Origin of the sequence: Shewanella khirikhana, from assembly GCF_003957745.1 — a bacterium.
In the GTDB taxonomy this organism is placed as follows: domain Bacteria; phylum Pseudomonadota; class Gammaproteobacteria; order Enterobacterales; family Shewanellaceae; genus Shewanella; species Shewanella khirikhana.
In genome coordinates this window covers 3,923,267-3,940,616 of record NZ_CP020373.1, presented here as the reverse complement: position 1 = coordinate 3,940,616, position 17,350 = coordinate 3,923,267, and the positions used below count along the sequence as shown (strand labels likewise).

The window sequence follows — 17,350 nt, the reverse complement described above, 5'->3', positions numbered from 1 at the left end:
AGTGAACGGCATCGGGAATGAGGCCGAGTCTCCTGCAATTGGAGTCTTATGAATATGGTGTCGTCAGTTATGCGGGGCAGTGTTTGTACCCGGTCGGGCTTATTGCTGCTGAGCGCGGCATTGCTTCTGTCCGCCTGCGGTGGCGACGATAATGGCTTTCCTACTGCAGAAACCTTTGTTCCTCCCGAGGCATCGGATCTTGGTCTCAGTCCCGGACCTGTGGTTGCCACCCTGCTGACGGCGGCTTATAGGTACAGCGATCAGCAATCGCGGCCAGAAGGGGACTCCCTGATTGAATGGTTTGTCGATGGCGCCCTGGTCGGGGAAGGTCATGAATACACTTCAAAAGTGAGCCATGAAGGCTTGCCGCTATTTTTCTGCGTAACCCCAAAGGCGGCCTATGGCAGTAATGACACCGGGGTGAGGGTATGCAGCGTCGAGCACACGCTACAACCTAAGCCGGGGCAGGCACCGGTTGCCTCTGAAGTGGCCATAGCGCTGCCGTTGCAGCCAGGTTCCAACGCCAGGGCCAGCTATCAATATGCGGATGCCGATGGCGATCTCGAAGGTGCCAGCCAAACTCAGTGGCGCATTGACGGTGACGCTGTGGGTACTGGCTTAACCTTGCTCCTGCCCGCGGACGCAGAAGGTAAGAACCTGCAATTTTGCGTGACTCCTGTAGCCAAAACAGGTGAGCCCAAACAAGGTCTGACGGTGTGTGACACCCAGGTTATTCTCGGCAGTTACTTACCGCCGGTGGCAAACGATGTCCGTATCAGCCCGACTCCTATGGTGGGCGGTGCCCTTATAGGCAGCTACAGCTATGCTGATATGGCGCTGCGTCCAGAAGGCGCAAGCCTGCAGCGCTGGGTGCTGGATGGAGCAGACGTTGCTTTCGGTCAGGTCTATACCCCCACGACGGATGCCGAAGGGAAGCTGTTGCGTTTCTGTGTTACCCCTGTGGCTGCCTGGGGCGTTAACAGTGTTGGCGCAGAGGTGTGCTCTGCACCGCAGGCCATAGCGTCCAAGCCCGGCAGTGCGCCCACAGCAACATCGGTGGCCATCGCTACCCCACTGCAGCCGGGGCAGGCGACCTTTGGCTCTTATGTTTATGGCGATGTCGATGGTGATGCCGAAGGCGCCAGCCAAACCCTGTGGCGTATCGATGGGGTGGATGCAGGCGTTGGTCTTAGCCTTACCCTACCGGCAGACAGCGAGGGTAAGAGCCTGCAGTTCTGTGTCACGCCGCTGGCATTGACCGGTGAACCCAAGCGAGGGAGCGAGGTGTGCGCAACCGAAAACATCATCGGCAGCTACCTGCCGCCCCAAGCCAGTAATCTGGCCTTTTCTCCCTCGGCAGTCGTTGGGGCCAGCCTCAATGGCAGTTACGACTACAGCGACAGTCAGTCGCGGCCCGAGGGCAACAGCATGCTGGTGTGGCAAATCGATGGTGCCGACTTTGCCTCCGGCAGCAGTGTATTGCTGCCGGTAGCGAAGGAGGGCAATGATCTACGTTTTTGTGTTACCCCGGTTGCGGCCTGGGGAGAGAATGATACAGGAGTCCAGGTGTGCTCTGCGCCCGAGACCATAGCGCCCAAACCCGGCAGCGCACCCACGGCAGCCAACCTCAGCTGGGATACCTTGCCCAAGGCTAATGTGCTGCTGGGTGTGAATTACGACTATGCCGATGCTGATGGCGATCTGGAGGCCATCAGCCTGTTTAGCTGGAAGCTGGGTGGCACTGAGGTGAGCCAGAACATCAGCTATACCCCTCCAGTCGGCAGCGAAGGCCAGACACTGAGTTTCTGTGTTACTCCAGTCGCGGCGACCGGGACACCCAAGGTCGGCAGTGAAGCCTGTATCACCACTCAGCTGGTGGCTATCCTGCTCTCGGGTGAACTGAGGCTGTACGAGACCCTGACTCTGGATGTTCGCGGCTACTCAGTCACAGGCGTAAGCTGGAAGTCGACCAAGCCAGGAGGCGGCTTTATCCGCTCCACGGATGTAAATGGCTTCAACATTCAGAGGTCTACGGATACGGAATCGGCGTTTAATCTGGTGGGTTATGATATCGAGGTGTGTGTGACCACGGTGGAAGAGGGTGAGCTGTGCCGTTTGGCCTCAGAATACCCCACTGATGAGGTGACCGGCGGTCTGCCGATGGCACTGGATGGTTCAAACAATGTGATTGAGCGGGCCGTGGCGCCGATTGACTATGTGGATTTGACCATAGGCGGCGTGACCAAAAGGCTGCACCGGCCTTTGACTGTGCCGGAATCGACCCTGTTACAACTGAGTCTGCCGGGTGTCCCAAATCACGATAATTTTCGCAGCGAGAGCGGCAGCCTGGTGCAAAACACCCGTTATACCTGGACCAATGCCGATGCCCTGTGCACTGCCAGGGGCATGACACTGGCAGTTGAGGGAGAAAACGATACCTCAGACCCCTTCGGCTTACGGCAATACTATGATGAGCTGGCGAGCCGCTATCCGGCGATTCCGGTCGCCCATGCCGCCAGGGCACTCGGTTGGGGTGTGGATGTGGACTATTACTGGAGCAGCTCCGATGCCGGCGGTGGCTCCCATATGGACTTTTATATGGCGGCTGGGGATGCAGGTTCCATCGATGATACGACTCCCGAGTACGCGGCCTGTCAGGAGACCCTGCCTTAAACTGAAAAGCCCGGCATCGCCGGGCTTTTATCGTAAGCTCTCGTTATTACCTGGTCAGTATTACTTGATGAATTTTATCGAGAAGGGGTACTGATAGTGACTGCCCTCACTGGCTCTGACCATAGCGAGTATGGTGACAACAATGTCGAGGATCGCCAGTGCGAACACCAACACGAAACCAACCAGAACAAACATCAACAGGAAGCTCACCATAAAGTAGATCAGCATGCTGATTTTAAAGTTGAGGCAGTTGATGCCCGCCTGATTGACGAAGGCTGACTCGTCCCGTTTCATCAGCCACACGATTAGCGGGCCAAGGACACTGCCAAAGGGGATGAGATAACCGGCAAAGCTGGCGGCATGCACCAGCAGCGCCATCTCTTTTTCTTGTTTTTCAGGTTGGTGGAGTTCTGTCATTTGCTCTTCAGCCATGGTCCGTCCTTAGTGTTGTTGGCCCAATCAAACGTGGGCGCCAATCCTCAATTTTGCCGCTGGCCAGGCGGCGCTCCAAACTGCCGCGCCAGCTTTGGGCCAGCCCGGTGCAATTCAATAGCCGTGTGTAAGCTGCTTCATCGAAGCTTGGGCTGAAGTAAATACCCATAGCTCCGGCAACGCTGATATCCGACACCCGCTCGGTCAGTATCAGCTGGTCGTGTTCGTGAATGCTGCCGCCTTCCAGTACCCGGTAAAACCAGCCACTGAACCCCAGAGTCTGCATTGCCAGGGCAAAGCCCGGGTAGTCAAACTGTAAATCCAGTTTGAAACAGGGCGAGCGTGGCTGAGTCAGTTGCAATACTGCGCTGCCGTATCTGAGGATATCGCCGATGTGCAGGTCCTGTTCGAGCAAGCCCACCGAGCTGATGTTTTCTCCCATCGATGGTGCATCGACAAAGCCCTTGAACATGTCCCGCCGGCGGTACTCGCCGTAGTGCTCGCGGGGGAAGTGGTGAATGGCCCGGTCTGGTCCGCCGTGGTGGCGCGTGTCAACCTGGGCATCGCCATCAATTCCCTGTGGTGACACCTGCAGTTCGGTTGCCCGGTGTTTGTGTGCCATGCCGCTGTCTACCGGACCAAGGGATGAGTGAGCGTTGCCGCGATACATCGATGCTTTGGAAATCAGAATGTCAGTCACTTACTGTCCTTGGGTTGTAACCTGGGGAAGGTTGGCAGAGATCCTATCTCTGTGGCTTGTCAGGGCAACAGGTTAACAGTGGTGCGCCACGCTGCCAAGTTTGCCGCTGTCGGGGCTGAATTAAGTTCAAGTTCAAAGCCTTGCCAGGGAGGTGCATCGAGGGAAGGACGGTGGCTGAATCCAAGTTTACCAAGCAGATGACAGGAGGCGAGGTTGTCGGTCATGGCGCGGCTGATAAGCTTTGACAGGCCAAACTTGTCGTGGCCAAGCACCAAGGATGCCTGTGCCGCTTCCGAAGCGAGCCCTTTGCCCCAGTGACGCCGCATCAACCTGAACCCCAAGTCGACTTCGCCGCTGAGATGCTGCTTCAGGCCACAAAAGCCGATAAATTCGTGCTCAAAATACAAGGCCCAGCGGCCGAAGCCATAGAGCTGGTACTGATCGTATTGACGGATAAAGTCGCTGGCGGCGTCCACATCGGCAAAGGGGTCGTCACCCGTGTATTTAACAACTTCAGGGTCTTGATTCAGTTCGAAAAAGCCAGCGGCGTCTGATTCGCAAAACTCGCGCAGACTCAGCCTTGGGGTGGTGGCTACAATCTTCATGGGTGACTCAGAACCACCCGGTTGCGGCCCCCTTCCTTGGCCTGATACAGCGCCATATCGGCGCGTTTGATCAGCTGATCGGCCGATTCATGGTATTGGAACTGCGCCACCCCCAAGCTGATGCTGACCTGGATATCATGGCCATTCACCCTCAGCTGACGTTCGGCCACCCGGGTTCTGAGCTGTTCGGCGCGCTCGCTGGCGTGCACCATGTCCAGTGGTGACATCAGCAAAAACTCCTCACCGCCCCAGCGGCAGAGCAGCTCGCCTTCCATCAGATCCCGGCCAAGCATGTTGGATACTGTCTTTAGCACCAGGTCGCCCATGCTGTGACCATGGGTGTCGTTGATGTGTTTGAAATGATCTATGTCCATCAACACCACGCTGATGGGCGTTGAACCGGCCTTGGCCTTTTGCAGCGCAGCTTCAAAGACATCTTCAAATACCTGACGATTGGCCGCGCCAGTGAGTTTATCGACCGAGGCCATATGTTCCAGGCGGCGCTGGTAGCGGCCGAGGGTCATATTGGCGATGAACAGCACGCCGCACACGACCAGCAGGCTCAGCGCCATATTGATCCAGAAGGTGCCAAGCAGGGTGCGCTCGGCCGGGGCTTCTTCCTGTTCGACCAGCAGGTACCATTTGAATTCGGGCACCAGGCGGCTGTTGAGGTACACGGTTTTACCGGCGCGCTCGTAGGTAAAGGCGCCACTGGGCGCAGTAAGGATGCGGGTGGTGAGTTTGTCGAGTCCCGGAGTGTGCTGCAGGCTGTCGCCACCATAGTAGCCGCTGCCACTCAGGGTGATGCGTCCTTCGCGATCGGCGAAATAGACCACCCGGTTATAGCGCTTCTGGTACAGCTCAATCAGCGCTTTGACTTTTTCAACCGCCAGCCCAACGCCGGTAATACCAATAAAATTACCCTCAAAATCAAATACCTTGTAGTTAACGAACACAGTGGTTTTGCTGCGATCGGCGGTGTCGGCATCAATATTGATTTCATACTGTTCTTTTTCGGGCAGCGAGCGAACCCGGAAGTACCAGCTGTCGGACGGTTCTGTGTCCTTGATTTGCTTCAGTACGCCGCTGGAATGGTAGTAGTTACGGCTGTGTTCAGACACAAAAAAGCTGGTGACAGTGCCGTATCTTTCCTGAATTTCCCGCAGGTAACGTATCAGACGCTCGGGATCTTTCTCGTTATTGAGGGTCCATTCACGGACAAAGGTGTCCTGCGCCATCAGCGAGGAAATAAAGATGGGAGTAAGCAGATCCTGTTGAATTTCTGAGTAAATATTGTCACTGGTCAGAGGCAGGGTGTTTTCTTCTACCTGTTGGATCAGGGAGTCGTGGGCCACCTTGTAGCTGATGCCACTGGTTGCGAGAAAGGCACTGATCAGCAGAAGTGTCAGTACCCAAATAAATCGTTTCTTGTCGCTCCAGGCGTGACTGCCCATGGCCTGTACTCCAACTTGTTATTGTTTTGTTTAAAATCCTAATTCAATGGAGACTGTTCGGCCAGCGATTGCCCATAAAAAAAGCCCCGCTCGGGGGGCGGGGCGACATAACGAGCAAACAACTGACAAATGGGGAAAGTCAGGAAGGGCAAACCCTATTCATGCATCTCACTGTGGCCAGATTAGCCCCCGACGATTGCAGTTGTATGACATTCTGATTCTTTTTCATCCAAATAGTTTTTCAGCGCCGTGCCCGGGGTCGAGCTTTCGCTTTGCACCGCAAAGGCGCCCCAAATCGCCGCTTCTCTCATGGCCAGTTCCAGTGGCATACCGGTTAAGAGTCCGTGTATTAAGCCAGCCGCATACACATCTCCGGCTCCGGTGGTATCGATTACTTCGGCCGGTTCGGCGGCAACCCTGATGACGCCATCACTGCTGTAGGCGCGGGCGCCCTTGGCGCCGTCGGTCACGATAAAGTGGCGCAGGCAGTCGCCGGCAATGCCCTGGGCATATTCCCACAACTCGCCTTCGGCGCGACCTGCGAGGTCAGAGCTTGAGGTAATCAGCACGTGGCAGGGGCGCTTTCGTTCGTCCTTGGCAAGCTGCCCCACCACCAGACAATGCTCCAGTGCGGTTTTGGCCCAGCTGACAGCGCCTTCGGCCGAGGAGTTGATATAGAGGGCGTCCCAGCGGCGCCAGCGCGGTGGTGCCGGCAACTCAAAGATGGGGCGCTGTGGCCGGATAATGGTGCGGTCGCCGTTGGGGGTCATCATCAGCAGCATCTCGCAGGTGTTGCCGGGACGACGCTGAATAAGGTGACAATCTATGCCTGCGGTGCTGGTTTCGGCGAGCAGCCAGTCGCCGACATCATCGCGGCCCACCTGGCTGACCAGGGCGACTCTGTGCCCGGCCCACACCAGGCCCAGGCCGGTATTGGCACCGCCGCCGCCGAGGCGCTGACCGCCGTCGCGATAATGAAAACGGCCGCCGCTGGCGAGGGGTTTGTCCAGCAATAAAATACGATCACAGTTGAGGTTGGCTACCAGAAGAATGTTGGCCATGGGCAGGATCCCGAAACAACGATATACCGGATGTTACCCGGCCTTGGCGTTGCAGAAAAGCGGGTCGCTCAATCGTCGCGGAATTTGTTGGCGATTGCGAAGAAATCCGCCTCGATGGCAAAAAAGGCGTCCACCAATACAGGGTCGAAGTGGTTGCCACTGCCATTACGGATGATTTGCAGCGCGGCTTCGTGGGTCATGGCGCTCTTGTACACCCGTTTGCTGATGAGGGCATCATACACATCGGCGATGGCCATCAGTCGGGCGCTCAAGGGAATGTCTTCCCCTGCCAGCCCTTCGGGGTAGCCGCTGCCATCCCATTTTTCATGATGAAAGTGAGCGATTTCCTTGGCAACTTCAAGAAATGACTCTTTACTGCCGATGGTTTTTTCAGCCTCTTCAATGGCATGCCAACCCAGATCGGCGTGGGTCTTCATTACCGTAAATTCGTCGTTATCCAGCTTGCCGGGTTTGAGCAGTATATGGTCGGGAATACCGACCTTGCCGATATCGTGCAGCGGCGCCGACTTAAACAGGGTTTCTATGTATTCGTCGGTCATCAGCTTGGCAAATTTGTCCTGCTCGCGGATTTTCTGTGCAAGCAGTTTGACGTACCACTGGGTGCGGCGGATATGAAAGCCGGTTTCCTGATCGCGGGTTTCGGCAAGGCTGGCCAAGGCAGAGATGGTTACGTCCTGAATTTCGCTGATTTGGCGGGTACGGCGCTGCACTTCCTGCTCAAGGAATTGATTCTGATCCCGCAGGAAATCCTGGGAGGCCTTCACTTGCAGCAGATTTTTAATGCGGGCCATCACTATTGGCGGGCTGATGGGCTTGCTGATGTAGTCGCTGGCGCCAAGGTCAAAGCCGTGGTGCTCGTCTTCCACTGAGTCGCGGGCGGTGAGGAAGACCACCGGGATGTGCTTGAGTTCGGGGTCAGACTTGAGTTCGCGGCAGACGTCGTAGCCGGTCATGCCCGGCATAACCACATCCAAAAGGACTATATCTATCGGGACCTTGCGGGCTATCTCCAATGCCAGGGCACCGTTATTGGCGGCTCTGACACGGTATTTGTCTTTCAGCAGGCCGTTGAGCAACGTCAGGTTCTCTGCAGCATCGTCCACAATAAGTACACAAGCCGGTTGTTCGGATAGCACTTTGTCACCTTATGGATTGGAATTTCACCACCCCTTTGAAATTCATAGCCTAAACTGAAGCTTGAGGCGGACTTTAGTAAATGTAGACGCCATTTTTCAGTTCATCCAGCCGGGGAAGGGCAAGGTGTAATGACATCGATTCGCAGCGTCTTCTGGATCCTCAGCAGCCTGATGTCGCTGCTGTTGCTGCTGTTGGCGGCCGTGGTTTTTCAGCTCAACGGCGCCATTGACCAAACCAAACTACTGAGCGAGCAACGCCAGCTGCAACTGATACTGGCCGACCGGCTGCGCAGCCACACGGATGCCCTGTCTGATCTGGCGCGAGCCTACGTGACCACAGGCAATGGTCGCTGGAAAGCCTCCTATGAACACCTTATCAACTCCCCCGAACAGGGCATGTTTGGCGCCAGGGTGTGGGAAGAGTTATCGGCGCGGCAGCTCAAGGCGGTTGAAGCCAGTTCCAGTTCGCTGATTGCCGGGCTCGATAACAACCAGCAGATGCATCTGGATACCATCATGCAGCAGGCCGGACGCATTCATCACACCGAGCAGCAGGCCATGGCCCGTTTCGATGGTCACCTCGAAGACTCAAGTGGTCAGTTACAGGGGCGGCCAGATCCCCAGGGCGCAATAGACCAGCTATACGGCGCCAATTACCTGCAGGAGCGGGCGCAGTTTTTCGATGGTTTTCATAACTTTTTCGATGAAGTCGACCAGCAGAGCCGACTTGCCATGGCCGATGCTTTACGCCACGAAGATGGTCTCAGTCGCAGCCTGAGTGCCCTGCTGGCGCTGCTGTTTATTACCACAGTCTGTATTTTGATGCTGCTGTGGCGCTGGTACCTCAAACCTGTCGACTGGATGCAGAAAAATCTTACTGTTCAGGTTCTTAAAGGCGATTACCAGGTGCAGATGGAGCAGAGTCGTGCCGGGGCGCTGCACTCGCTGGCCGAGGCGCAGAGTGCGCTGCTGAACGAAGTGCGTGAACTGCTGCAGGCGAATGAAACCACCAAGGCACTGATCGATGTGCTCAGGGAAGCACGGGAGGTCAGTGACTTTGGCGACCGGCTGGTGAACTTCTTTGCCCGGGAACTCAACCTGCCGATGGTGGCGCTCTATAAGTCCAGCAGCGGTGGATTGGAGCGGATTGCAGGGTTTGGCTATCTGAAAAATAACGACTTTCGAATTCAGGAACAAAATGCCATCCAGATGTGCATCGCCAAGGGGCAAAAGCACCATGTGCTGAAAAACCTTGGCGGCCGCTACCATCTTTCCGTGGTGGAAGGGCAGATCACCCTCGAAGAGCTGCACTTTTTCCCCCTGCGGGTGAACGACATTCTGGTGGGCTTTCTCGAATTTGGCTGCCATATCCCATTCGATGAACAGCAGCTGGAATGGATGCTGGAGATTAAGCGCGACCTTGCGGTGAGCTTCCAGCTGGTGCGAAATCTTGAGCAGCAGAGTCAGGCAGAGCGGCAAATCACCGAGCAACTCGAGTTCATCCGTCAGGTGTTGGATGCCATTCCAAGCCCCATGTACTACCAGGACAGCACCGGCCGCTATCTGGGGGTCAACAATGCCTTTATGGATTTTGTCGGCGCCTTTGAAATGGACATTATCGGCAATAATAACAAGGGGTTGTTTGATGAAGTCGCCGAGGGCATTTTCAATGATGCCCGCCAGAACCTGATGTCGCGTCCGGGAAAGACCCAATACGATTTACAGCTCAGCAATGCCGATGGCGAACTCAGGCACATCAACATTGTGGAGGCGACTTACTTTTCCGCCAAGGGCGAGCCCAAGGGCATTGTGGGTCTGTTCATGGATGTGACTGAACAAAAAGTGCTTGAGAATCAATTGAGAACGGCCAAGGATGCCGCCGACGATGCCAGCCGCGCCAAGGGTGAATTCCTCGCCAATATGAGTCACGAAATCCGCACTCCCATGAACGCCATTATCGGTATGGCGCATCTGGCGCTGCATTCCGGTCTGGATGACACCCAGCAGCACTATGTCAGCAAGATTGATTCGGCCGCCCGGGCACTGCTTGGCATCATCAATGACATTCTCGATTTCTCCAAAGTCGAGTCCGGCAAGATGACCATTGAGCATATCGATTTTCAGCTCGATGAAGTGTTGGATAACCTGAGCAATGTCATCAGCTTCAAGGCCGAAGAGAAGGGCCTGGAGCTGCTGTTCGATATGGACCATGCATTGCCGATGGCGCTGGTGGGGGATCCGCTGCGACTGTCGCAAATCCTGATTAACCTCTGCGGCAATGCAGTGAAGTTTACCGAGAAAGGCGAAATCATAGTACGGGTGCGCTTTGAGCGGGTGGAGGCGCCTGCTGGCAACGTGATGCTGCGCATTCAGGTGCAGGACACCGGCATCGGCATGACCAAAGATCAGATGAACCGCCTGTTCCAGTCGTTTTCCCAGGCCGACAGCTCCATCACCCGCAAATATGGCGGCACAGGTCTGGGACTGACAATTTCCAAAAAGCTGGTGGAACTGATGGGTGGCCGGATGGAAGTCTCCAGCGTGCCCGGCGAGGGCTCGGTGTTCAGTTTCAATGTGCTGGTGGGCACCCAGGACAGCAAGGCGCTGGAGTACTATCAGCCCGACATCAGTCTGCATGGCAAGCGGGTGTTGGTGGTGGACGACAACGATGCCGCCCGGGAAATTATGCTGGGGCTGCTCAAGGCCATGAGCTTCAGGGTGATGGCGGTCAGCAATGGCTTTGAGGCGGTGGCGGCAGTGCGCCAGAGCGCCATTGAAGAAGATCCCTTCGAGATAGTGTTTATGGACTGGATGATGCCGGGGATGGACGGCATGGAAACCATCAAAAAGATGGAGCAGGACCTGATGGGCATTCAGGCCAAAACCATCATGGTCACCGCATACGGCCGCGAGGTGCAGGTGTCACCGCAGGTGGAACATCTGGTGCATGGTCTGGTGATTAAGCCGGTGAACCCCTCGCTGCTGTTCGATGCCATTGCCAATGCCTTTGGCAGGTCGGCCGACTTCCTGCCTGCCAAGACCCAACCCCAGAAAACCGACCTGTACCAGGAAGAAGGTCTCAAAGGGGTGCGGGTGTTGCTGGTTGAAGATAACGAAACCAACCGCGAGGTGGCCAAGGGCATGCTGGCGCCCTTTGGCGTGCAGATCACTGAGGCTATTAACGGCCTAGTTGCGTTGGAAGCGCTGGAAAACGAGCAATTTGATCTGGTGCTGATGGACATGCAAATGCCGGTGATGGATGGCCTTACTGCCACCCGTAAGATCCGTGATAACCCCAAATTTGATGCCTTGCCCATAGTTGCCATGACCGCCAATGCCATGCAGGAAGATGTGGAAAACTGCAAGGCTGCGGGTATGAACGATCATGTGGGCAAGCCGATTATGCTGGCGGAGCTGGTGCAAAAAATGAAAACCTGCCTTGCCATGGATGCCAGCGTGCGCCCCGCTCAACAAGCCTTGCCCGCGGCTGATGCACCTGAGTTTGAGCTGGACGACGATGTCGAACTCAATGCTGCGCAAAACGCCGATCCTCAGGTGCTGGATATGAAAAAGGGGATTGAGCGCCTTGGCGGCAACGAGCAGCTCTACTGGCAGATTGTGGGCACCTTTGTCCTTAGCCGCGAAAAGGAAATGGCACTGCTGGAGGCGGCCTTTGCCGATGCCAATTTGCCGCAACTGGGCGATATCGGCCATACCATCAAGGGCGCGGCCTCCAACATCGCCGCCACTACCTTAAGTGAACTTGGGCGCTCGCTGGAGCAGGATGCCAAGGCCGGCACCATGCCTTCGGCTGAGCTGCTAGCACAAATCAAAACCGCGGTGGTAGAACTTGCCGCTGTGTTTACCCAATATGGCGGCAGCGCCGAGCCCGTTGCCGACGACCAGCCCAAAACGGTGCGCAGTTACGATTCCCGTGAGTTTGTGATGGAGCTGGAGCAGTTGGGGATGCTGCTGGATAACTTTGATACCCAGGCATTGGATTTTGTGGCGCCGCTTAAAGAAAACGCCGCAAATCTTCGCGGCGTGAGTATCAGTTTCGCCACGCTGGAGGCGGCGCTGCAGTCGTTTGATTTTGAAACGGCCCGCAACTCCCTCGATGAAATGATTGCTCTGGTGAAGGCGTCCTGAGCCGGGCGCCAGTTTCCAAGCCAAGTCAGTTATGTCAGTCAGTCAAGTCAGTTGCCCTGTAACGCCTGCCATTCCCTTGCCAGCAGAGCATATTGATACTCAGACCCCCAGGCACCCTTAAAAAACACATTGTCTATCCAGTGTGCTTCACGGCGAAATCCCAGCCGCTCCAACAGCCGGTAGCTGGCATGGTTTTCCACATCGCAGATGGCGGTAACCCTGTGCCCCTGGCAATGGCTGAAGAACCAGGTCAACAGGGTGGAAACTGCTTCGCCGGCCAACCCTTTTCCCTGATGCTCAGGCGCCAGGGTGAAGCCAATTTCCAGTTGATTGTCATACAAAAAATGCAATGCCAGATCGCCAAGCAGATTGCCATGGTTATCGCACACCGCCATTTGGAACCAACTGTCCTCCTCGCCAAAGCGCTGTCCTTGCTGGCTATCCAGCAAGGCCTGGCCGCGGGCGTCATCGTAGTCGCTCCAGCTTTGGTAGCGGGCCACATCCGGATGGCGTCGGTAGCGGACGAAGGTGGGCAGGTCCTGCTGCGCCAGGGCTCTGATGTGCAGGCGCTGGCTGGTGAGTTGGGGTGGCGAACAGTCCATATCCGATCCTTTTGGCTGAGTTTAACGGCGATCGTTCGGTAATAAGTTTTAATTCAAATGGTTATCTTACAGCCGCAGAGAGAGTAAATGTAAGTCGGCACCCTTATTCTTGTAGGAAATCAGCCATAGTCCTGGAAAAATAATAGCTATCTAAATAATAAAGCTATGATTTAAAAGAAGTTGATGGATTACTGGCGGATGTTGTTTGGTATATGCCTTGCCCCGCAGCCAGCTTTCTTTGCTCTAGACTAAAGGCTCCAACCCATTCCGAGTGAACACATGGATGTGAAAGCGAAAATGGATTTTCTTTTTTCCCCGACACTGACCCCCGAACGCAAGCTGGAAATGTACCAGGCTTGCTTGGACGAGTTTGAGCGCCTGCAATACGACGACCCCTATGTGGCGGAGATCCGCCGCGAGGCTGAAAAGCTCAAACACAAGCAGCAGAAACCCAGCTGATTCCGGGTGAGTGCAGCTCACGCCTGATATACGTCGGGGCGGTGCAGCTCCATCATAATTTCGGGACGCGCCAGGTCGGTAAAACCAAACTGGCGATAGAGGCTGTGGGCATCGCGGGTGGCCAGCAGCATGCGTCTCAGCCCCTGCAAATCGGCATGATCCATAATGGCTGTCATCAGGGTTTTGGCGCCACCATGGCCGCGATGGCTCTCAAGCACAAACACATCCGCAAGATAAGCAAAGGTGGCTTTGTCGGTGACCATACGCGCAAATCCCACTTGCTGCTCACCATCAAACAAACCAAAACAGAGGCTGTTTTCCAGCGCCTTTTGTAAGGTCGCCTGCGGGATCCCTTTAGCCCAGTAGCTTTGGCTCAAAAAGCCGTGGATTACCGCCATATCCATGTCGTCGAAATTCGTTATCACCCGGAAGCGGTTCATCACCAGTCTCCCCCCTGGATCCTGTCGGCGCCAAAGCTCCACATGGTTTGGATAAGCCCATCGCGGATTTCGTACACCACCGCCACTTCAAACGGCGCATCACCAATGCCGCTGATCCTTTCGTGATCCACCACCTTGTTGCCCAGCACCATGCGGCTTTTCACCTCGGCGTGCAGCGTGGGCAGGCAAAAGCGCTCGCGGCGGTAGAATTCGGCAAAGTCGGCTTTGCCAAGCAGCACAGGGCGGGTTTCTGGTGGGCGGATTACCGCAATGGTGTCGCTGAAAAACGGCAGAAAGGCGTCGAGATCGTGGGCGTTATAGGCATCGAGCTGTCCCTGCGCCAATTGTTCCGGGGTCATGGGAGTTCCTTGTAAGTCTCGCAGAGTTGCCTTAACCGGCAGCCAAAGCCAGCAGCAGCCCGGATAACGGCAATTGAGGGAATAACAACCAGATGGAATAGCATGCCAGAAAAAAAGTATAAAAAAATTTATTCCTGGCCTTGCCGTACCCTGTTTTGTAACTCGTTGTTACATAAGCGTTTAATAAATTGTGCGCAATTTATTTCGTCACTTTTTTGACTGGTCAAAAAAACTACTATTGAAACTACTGATTTTTTTGAACAAAATTCGCGGTGAGTGGAGAAAAGTCCCATTCGCCCTGAGTAACACTACAGATAAATTTGAAGGATATTGTCATGAAACGGCAGATATTTTATGCCATTCTCGCGTATGCAGCCTGGCTTACCTACCAGGACATCAATGGCACACTGCAAGACACTAACCTTAACGGCGTGCAGCCAATGCTGCGCGAGGCGGTTGCCGAGCAGGTAGGTGATGCCAAGAGCATTTCCGCCTATCGCGCCGAGCCAAAGGCCGACGATGCCTGTATCGACCCTTATGCCTGTAATGATGGTCGAACGGAGCACAGCCGCGGCGAGTAAGGTCTTGCGGTTACAGGCTCAGATTGCCAAATTTGACGACGGCACCTAAGGGTGCCGTCGGTCTTTTGTGTTTGTGAATGCGTTAGTACCCCCGGGGATGTGACTTAAAAGCCTGGCCTACGCAATTTCATTCCTCTGATGCCACTTGTCCCTGCTTTTTCTCTGTGTTTGCCCCCGCCAAAAAGGCGTAGCATGGTGGCTCAAACCACTCCGGAGAGAATCATGATTACCCAAGGACAAACCCTTCCTGCTGGCCAACTGGCCGAGCTGACCGCCGATGGTATGGTCACCCACGATATTGAAACCCTGTTTGCCGGTAAAAAGGCGGTGGTCTTCGCAGTGCCCGGCGCTTTTACCCCAACCTGTTCGGCGGCGCACCTGCCGGGTTACGTGGTGCTGGCCGATGAACTCAAGGCCAAGGGCGTAGACTTCATTGCCTGTGTATCGGTAAACGATGCCTTTGTGATGAAGGCCTGGGGTGATGCCCAGAACGCCGCCGAAATCCGTATGCTGGCCGACGGTGATGGCAGCTTTGCCAAGGCACTGGGACTGGAAATGGAAACCGGCGCCTTTGGTGGTCTGCGTTCACAGCGCTATGCCATGGTGGTGGAAAACGGCGTGGTTACCCTGCTGAATGTCGAGCAGCCAAAGAGCTTTGAAGTCAGCAAAGCGGAAGTGATCCTCGCAGCCCTGTAAGCAGGCCGCTGGGCGGGCACCGGTTTAAGGCTGGCGCCCGCCCAGCGAGGTTTCTATGGTGTTTATCTGGGCCGCGACTTCGGCCGCAATGGCCTGGCTTTGACTGACCCCATGGGCCGACTGCTCCATCAGCCGCGCCATGGCATGGCTGAAGGCATCGAGACACAGCTGCTGCTCATTGGCGTTGCTGGCGCCTTCACCGGCAGTCGCCGCCATGGTCGCTGCCTGGGTCTGCACCGCTTCGGCGGCGGCCAATAGTTCGCCTGCACGCGCTTTTTGGGTATGGGTCGCTGCATCAATCCCGTCTACCCGCCCGGATAACTGCTCGCTGGCGTCTTTCAGTTCACCAAGAATATTCTGCACTTCCTGCAGCGAACTCTGGGTACGCTGTGACAGGCTGCGAACCTCGTCGGCCACTACCGCAAAGCCGCGGCCTTGCTCACCGGCCCGCGCCGCTTCGATGGCGGCATTGAGCGCCAGCAGATTGGTTTGTTCGGCGATATTGCCAATCACATCTATGATACCCGACACCTTGATAACCGAACTGCTGAGGCTGCCAAGTGCCTGATGGCAATGGCCTACGGCCTCGCGGGTTTCGTCGGTGGCGCGGATCATTGCTTCGGCGCCTGCCTGACTCTGGGCCATTTGCTCTACAGTGGCATTGGCATCGCCCGCAACCCGATTGGAACTGTTGCTGACCTCGGTCGCCAGCATTTTCAGCTCCTCGGTACGGGACTGCGCCTGACGCACAATCTCGCCCGTGGCCTCAGCGCTGCCCGCCATGTCGGCGATGCGGCCTCTGAGCTGCTCAAGGGTGGCTGATACGCCGCTGAATTGTTGCCGCTGTGCCTCGTCTTCTTCTTCGAATCGTTTCAGCAGGCGGTTGAAGTGACCGGCGATTTGTCCGGTTTCGCAGCGGCTTCGCACCTCAAGTTGTTGGCGCTCGCCCGCCTCTGTCAGCTTCAAAAAGGCATGGTTGAGCCGCTTCAACGGCGCCACCACCTTGCGCTGCTGCACCACCAGATAACAACAGGCGTACAGGGCCAGCAAACCCGCCATCGCATACAGCATCAGCTGCATATCCTGCTTGAGGCTATTGCTCTGTGCCTGCTGTTTTTCGCCAAGCGCCAGCAGGTTTTGCTCGGTGGTGGCTATGGCACCGAGCAGCGACTCCTGGGTCGCCTGGTTATCGACCAGCAACTGGTGAGTGTTGTCTATTTCGCGGCGGTATCGGCTGCTGAGGCTGCTGAGTTCCGCCACCAGTGTGGCCCCTTTCTCGCTCGCCTCAGGCACATCCTGCCCGGGTAACAGGTCTTCATCATCTGCCGCTTCATAGAGACCCAGCAGCGGCATGGCAGCCAGCTGTTGCTGCCAGTGCTCAAGGCTGTCGAGACTCGATTCCAACACCTTCTTAAGGCGGCTGTCGCGGCCAATCAGATAAGCGTCGGTCTGCTGCGACAACCCATATACCAGCGGTGGCAGTTCCTGGGTGAGCTGTAACAGGGCGGTGGCTTTGTCCGGGGCGCTGCTCAGCCCCTCTGTGGCGTAGCTTGCCAGCATGCGGTTGTAGTCGAGCAGTTCAGATTCGGCGTGGGCCAGCAACTGGCGCGGGTTGCCCGCCAGTTTACCGGCGGCACGGTACTTACTGTCGAGATCGGCTTCAAATTGGCTGAGGGTTGCGGCCAGCTGAGTGGCCTCGGCGGCGGGCAGGGCGGCAAGAGATGCATTCATATCGCGCAGTTTGCTGCGGGCGGCTTCCAATTGGCTGGCATCACCGCTTTTGAGGTACAGCTCCAGCAGGCGGCGCACATCAATCACAAAGTCCTGTTGCAGTGTGGCAATCCGATTGCTGTGATCTTCAAGCTGAGCACGTTGCTTGCTGGTCCAAAGCAAGGTGGCCGTCATCAAGCTGGCCAACACCAAAAGCAGCGCCGAAGCGCCCAACGACAGGGTGGAAATTTTCATAACGGCAGACGACAAGC

At 56.1% G+C, this 17,350-nt stretch carries 15 protein-coding genes; 5 read left to right on the top strand and 10 right to left on the bottom strand.

From position 1 onward, the window contains the following. The first annotated feature begins 69 nt into the window (after positions 1-69). Positions 70-2,673, top strand: a complete 2,604-nt coding sequence (locus tag STH12_RS17285; protein WP_126168703.1) for a hypothetical protein — start codon at positions 70-72, stop codon at positions 2,671-2,673. A gap of 60 nt (positions 2,674-2,733) precedes the next feature. On the opposite strand, the gene STH12_RS17280 is transcribed toward STH12_RS17285, so the two are convergent. The 6 genes from STH12_RS17280 to STH12_RS17255 form a co-directional block, all read right to left on the bottom strand. After that, complete coding sequence (locus tag STH12_RS17280; RefSeq protein ID WP_237158655.1) at positions 2,734-3,105, bottom strand: DUF4870 domain-containing protein; 372 nt, start codon at positions 3,103-3,105, stop codon at positions 2,734-2,736. After that, positions 3,098-3,805, bottom strand: coding sequence for an MOSC domain-containing protein (locus STH12_RS17275; RefSeq protein WP_126168702.1), 708 nt, complete (start codon positions 3,803-3,805; stop codon positions 3,098-3,100). Before STH12_RS17275 ends, STH12_RS17280 begins: the two co-directional genes overlap by 8 nt. Before the next feature lie 59 nt (positions 3,806-3,864). After that, entirely contained in the window at positions 3,865-4,410 is a 546-nt protein-coding gene (locus STH12_RS17270; RefSeq protein ID WP_126168701.1) for a GNAT family N-acetyltransferase, read from the bottom strand. Further along, positions 4,407-5,864: a sensor domain-containing diguanylate cyclase gene (locus STH12_RS17265; RefSeq protein ID WP_126168700.1), complete on the bottom strand. Its 1,458-nt coding sequence runs from the start codon at positions 5,862-5,864 to the stop codon at positions 4,407-4,409. The genes STH12_RS17270 and STH12_RS17265 overlap by 4 nt, the downstream gene beginning before the upstream one ends. A 182-nt stretch (positions 5,865-6,046) precedes the next feature. Continuing rightward, complete coding sequence (locus tag STH12_RS17260; RefSeq protein WP_126168699.1) at positions 6,047-6,925, bottom strand: PfkB family carbohydrate kinase; 879 nt, start codon at positions 6,923-6,925, stop codon at positions 6,047-6,049. Positions 6,926-6,993: 68 nt separating this feature from the next. After that, positions 6,994-8,082, bottom strand: a complete 1,089-nt coding sequence (locus tag STH12_RS17255) for a response regulator (protein ID WP_126168698.1) — start codon at positions 8,080-8,082, stop codon at positions 6,994-6,996. Positions 8,083-8,211: 129 nt separating this feature from the next. On the opposite strand from STH12_RS17255, the gene STH12_RS17250 reads away from it, so the two are divergent. Continuing rightward, positions 8,212-12,231: a response regulator gene (locus tag STH12_RS17250; protein WP_126168697.1), complete on the top strand. Its 4,020-nt coding sequence runs from the start codon at positions 8,212-8,214 to the stop codon at positions 12,229-12,231. A gap of 47 nt (positions 12,232-12,278) precedes the next feature. On the opposite strand, the gene STH12_RS17245 is transcribed toward STH12_RS17250, so the two are convergent. Continuing rightward, complete coding sequence (locus tag STH12_RS17245; protein WP_126168696.1) at positions 12,279-12,833, bottom strand: GNAT family N-acetyltransferase; 555 nt, start codon at positions 12,831-12,833, stop codon at positions 12,279-12,281. A 297-nt stretch (positions 12,834-13,130) separates the two neighbouring features. On the opposite strand from STH12_RS17245, the gene STH12_RS17240 reads away from it, so the two are divergent. Continuing rightward, positions 13,131-13,292, top strand: a complete 162-nt coding sequence (locus tag STH12_RS17240) for a hypothetical protein (protein ID WP_237158654.1) — start codon at positions 13,131-13,133, stop codon at positions 13,290-13,292. Positions 13,293-13,309: 17 nt separating this feature from the next. On the opposite strand, the gene STH12_RS17235 is transcribed toward STH12_RS17240, so the two are convergent. Then, entirely contained in the window at positions 13,310-13,732 is a 423-nt protein-coding gene (locus tag STH12_RS17235; protein ID WP_126168694.1) for a GNAT family N-acetyltransferase, read from the bottom strand. Next, positions 13,732-14,091, bottom strand: a complete 360-nt coding sequence (locus STH12_RS17230; RefSeq protein ID WP_126168693.1) for a nuclear transport factor 2 family protein — start codon at positions 14,089-14,091, stop codon at positions 13,732-13,734. Before STH12_RS17230 ends, STH12_RS17235 begins: the two co-directional genes overlap by 1 nt. Positions 14,092-14,426: 335 nt before the next feature. On the opposite strand from STH12_RS17230, the gene STH12_RS17225 reads away from it, so the two are divergent. Together STH12_RS17225 and STH12_RS17220 are read left to right on the top strand one after the other, a co-directional pair. After that, positions 14,427-14,672, top strand: a complete 246-nt coding sequence (locus STH12_RS17225) for a hypothetical protein (RefSeq protein WP_126168692.1) — start codon at positions 14,427-14,429, stop codon at positions 14,670-14,672. Positions 14,673-14,894: 222 nt separating this feature from the next. Further along, positions 14,895-15,368 (top strand): peroxiredoxin, encoded by a 474-nt coding sequence (locus tag STH12_RS17220; RefSeq protein WP_126168691.1) that lies wholly within the window; start codon positions 14,895-14,897, stop codon positions 15,366-15,368. Positions 15,369-15,392: 24 nt separating this feature from the next. Here the strand turns inward: STH12_RS17220 and STH12_RS17215 are convergent, their stop codons facing one another. Next, on the bottom strand, positions 15,393-17,333 hold the full coding sequence (locus STH12_RS17215) for a methyl-accepting chemotaxis protein (RefSeq protein WP_126168690.1): 1,941 nt from the start codon (positions 17,331-17,333) through the stop codon (positions 15,393-15,395). Positions 17,334-17,350 lie beyond the last annotated feature (17 nt).

Bases quoted from the DNA above. Each gene is read 5' to 3' on its own strand.
- STH12_RS17285 (WP_126168703.1), top strand. From the start codon at position 70: ATGCGGGGCAGTGTTTGTACCCGGTCGGGCTTATTGCTGCTGAGCGCG.
- STH12_RS17280 (WP_237158655.1), bottom strand. From the start codon at position 3,105: ATGGCTGAAGAGCAAATGACAGAACTCCACCAACCTGAAAAACAAGAA.
- STH12_RS17270 (WP_126168701.1), bottom strand. From the start codon at position 4,410: ATGAAGATTGTAGCCACCACCCCAAGGCTGAGTCTGCGCGAGTTTTGC.
- STH12_RS17265 (WP_126168700.1), bottom strand. From the start codon at position 5,864: ATGGGCAGTCACGCCTGGAGCGACAAGAAACGATTTATTTGGGTACTG.
- STH12_RS17260 (WP_126168699.1), bottom strand. From the start codon at position 6,925: ATGGCCAACATTCTTCTGGTAGCCAACCTCAACTGTGATCGTATTTTA.
- STH12_RS17250 (WP_126168697.1), top strand. From the start codon at position 8,212: ATGACATCGATTCGCAGCGTCTTCTGGATCCTCAGCAGCCTGATGTCG.
- STH12_RS17245 (WP_126168696.1), bottom strand. From the start codon at position 12,833: ATGGACTGTTCGCCACCCCAACTCACCAGCCAGCGCCTGCACATCAGA.
- STH12_RS17240 (WP_237158654.1), top strand. From the start codon at position 13,131: ATGGATTTTCTTTTTTCCCCGACACTGACCCCCGAACGCAAGCTGGAA.
- STH12_RS17235 (WP_126168694.1), bottom strand. From the start codon at position 13,732: ATGAACCGCTTCCGGGTGATAACGAATTTCGACGACATGGATATGGCG.
- STH12_RS17230 (WP_126168693.1), bottom strand. From the start codon at position 14,091: ATGACCCCGGAACAATTGGCGCAGGGACAGCTCGATGCCTATAACGCC.
- STH12_RS17225 (WP_126168692.1), top strand. From the start codon at position 14,427: ATGAAACGGCAGATATTTTATGCCATTCTCGCGTATGCAGCCTGGCTT.
- STH12_RS17220 (WP_126168691.1), top strand. From the start codon at position 14,895: ATGATTACCCAAGGACAAACCCTTCCTGCTGGCCAACTGGCCGAGCTG.
- STH12_RS17215 (WP_126168690.1), bottom strand. From the start codon at position 17,333: ATGAAAATTTCCACCCTGTCGTTGGGCGCTTCGGCGCTGCTTTTGGTG.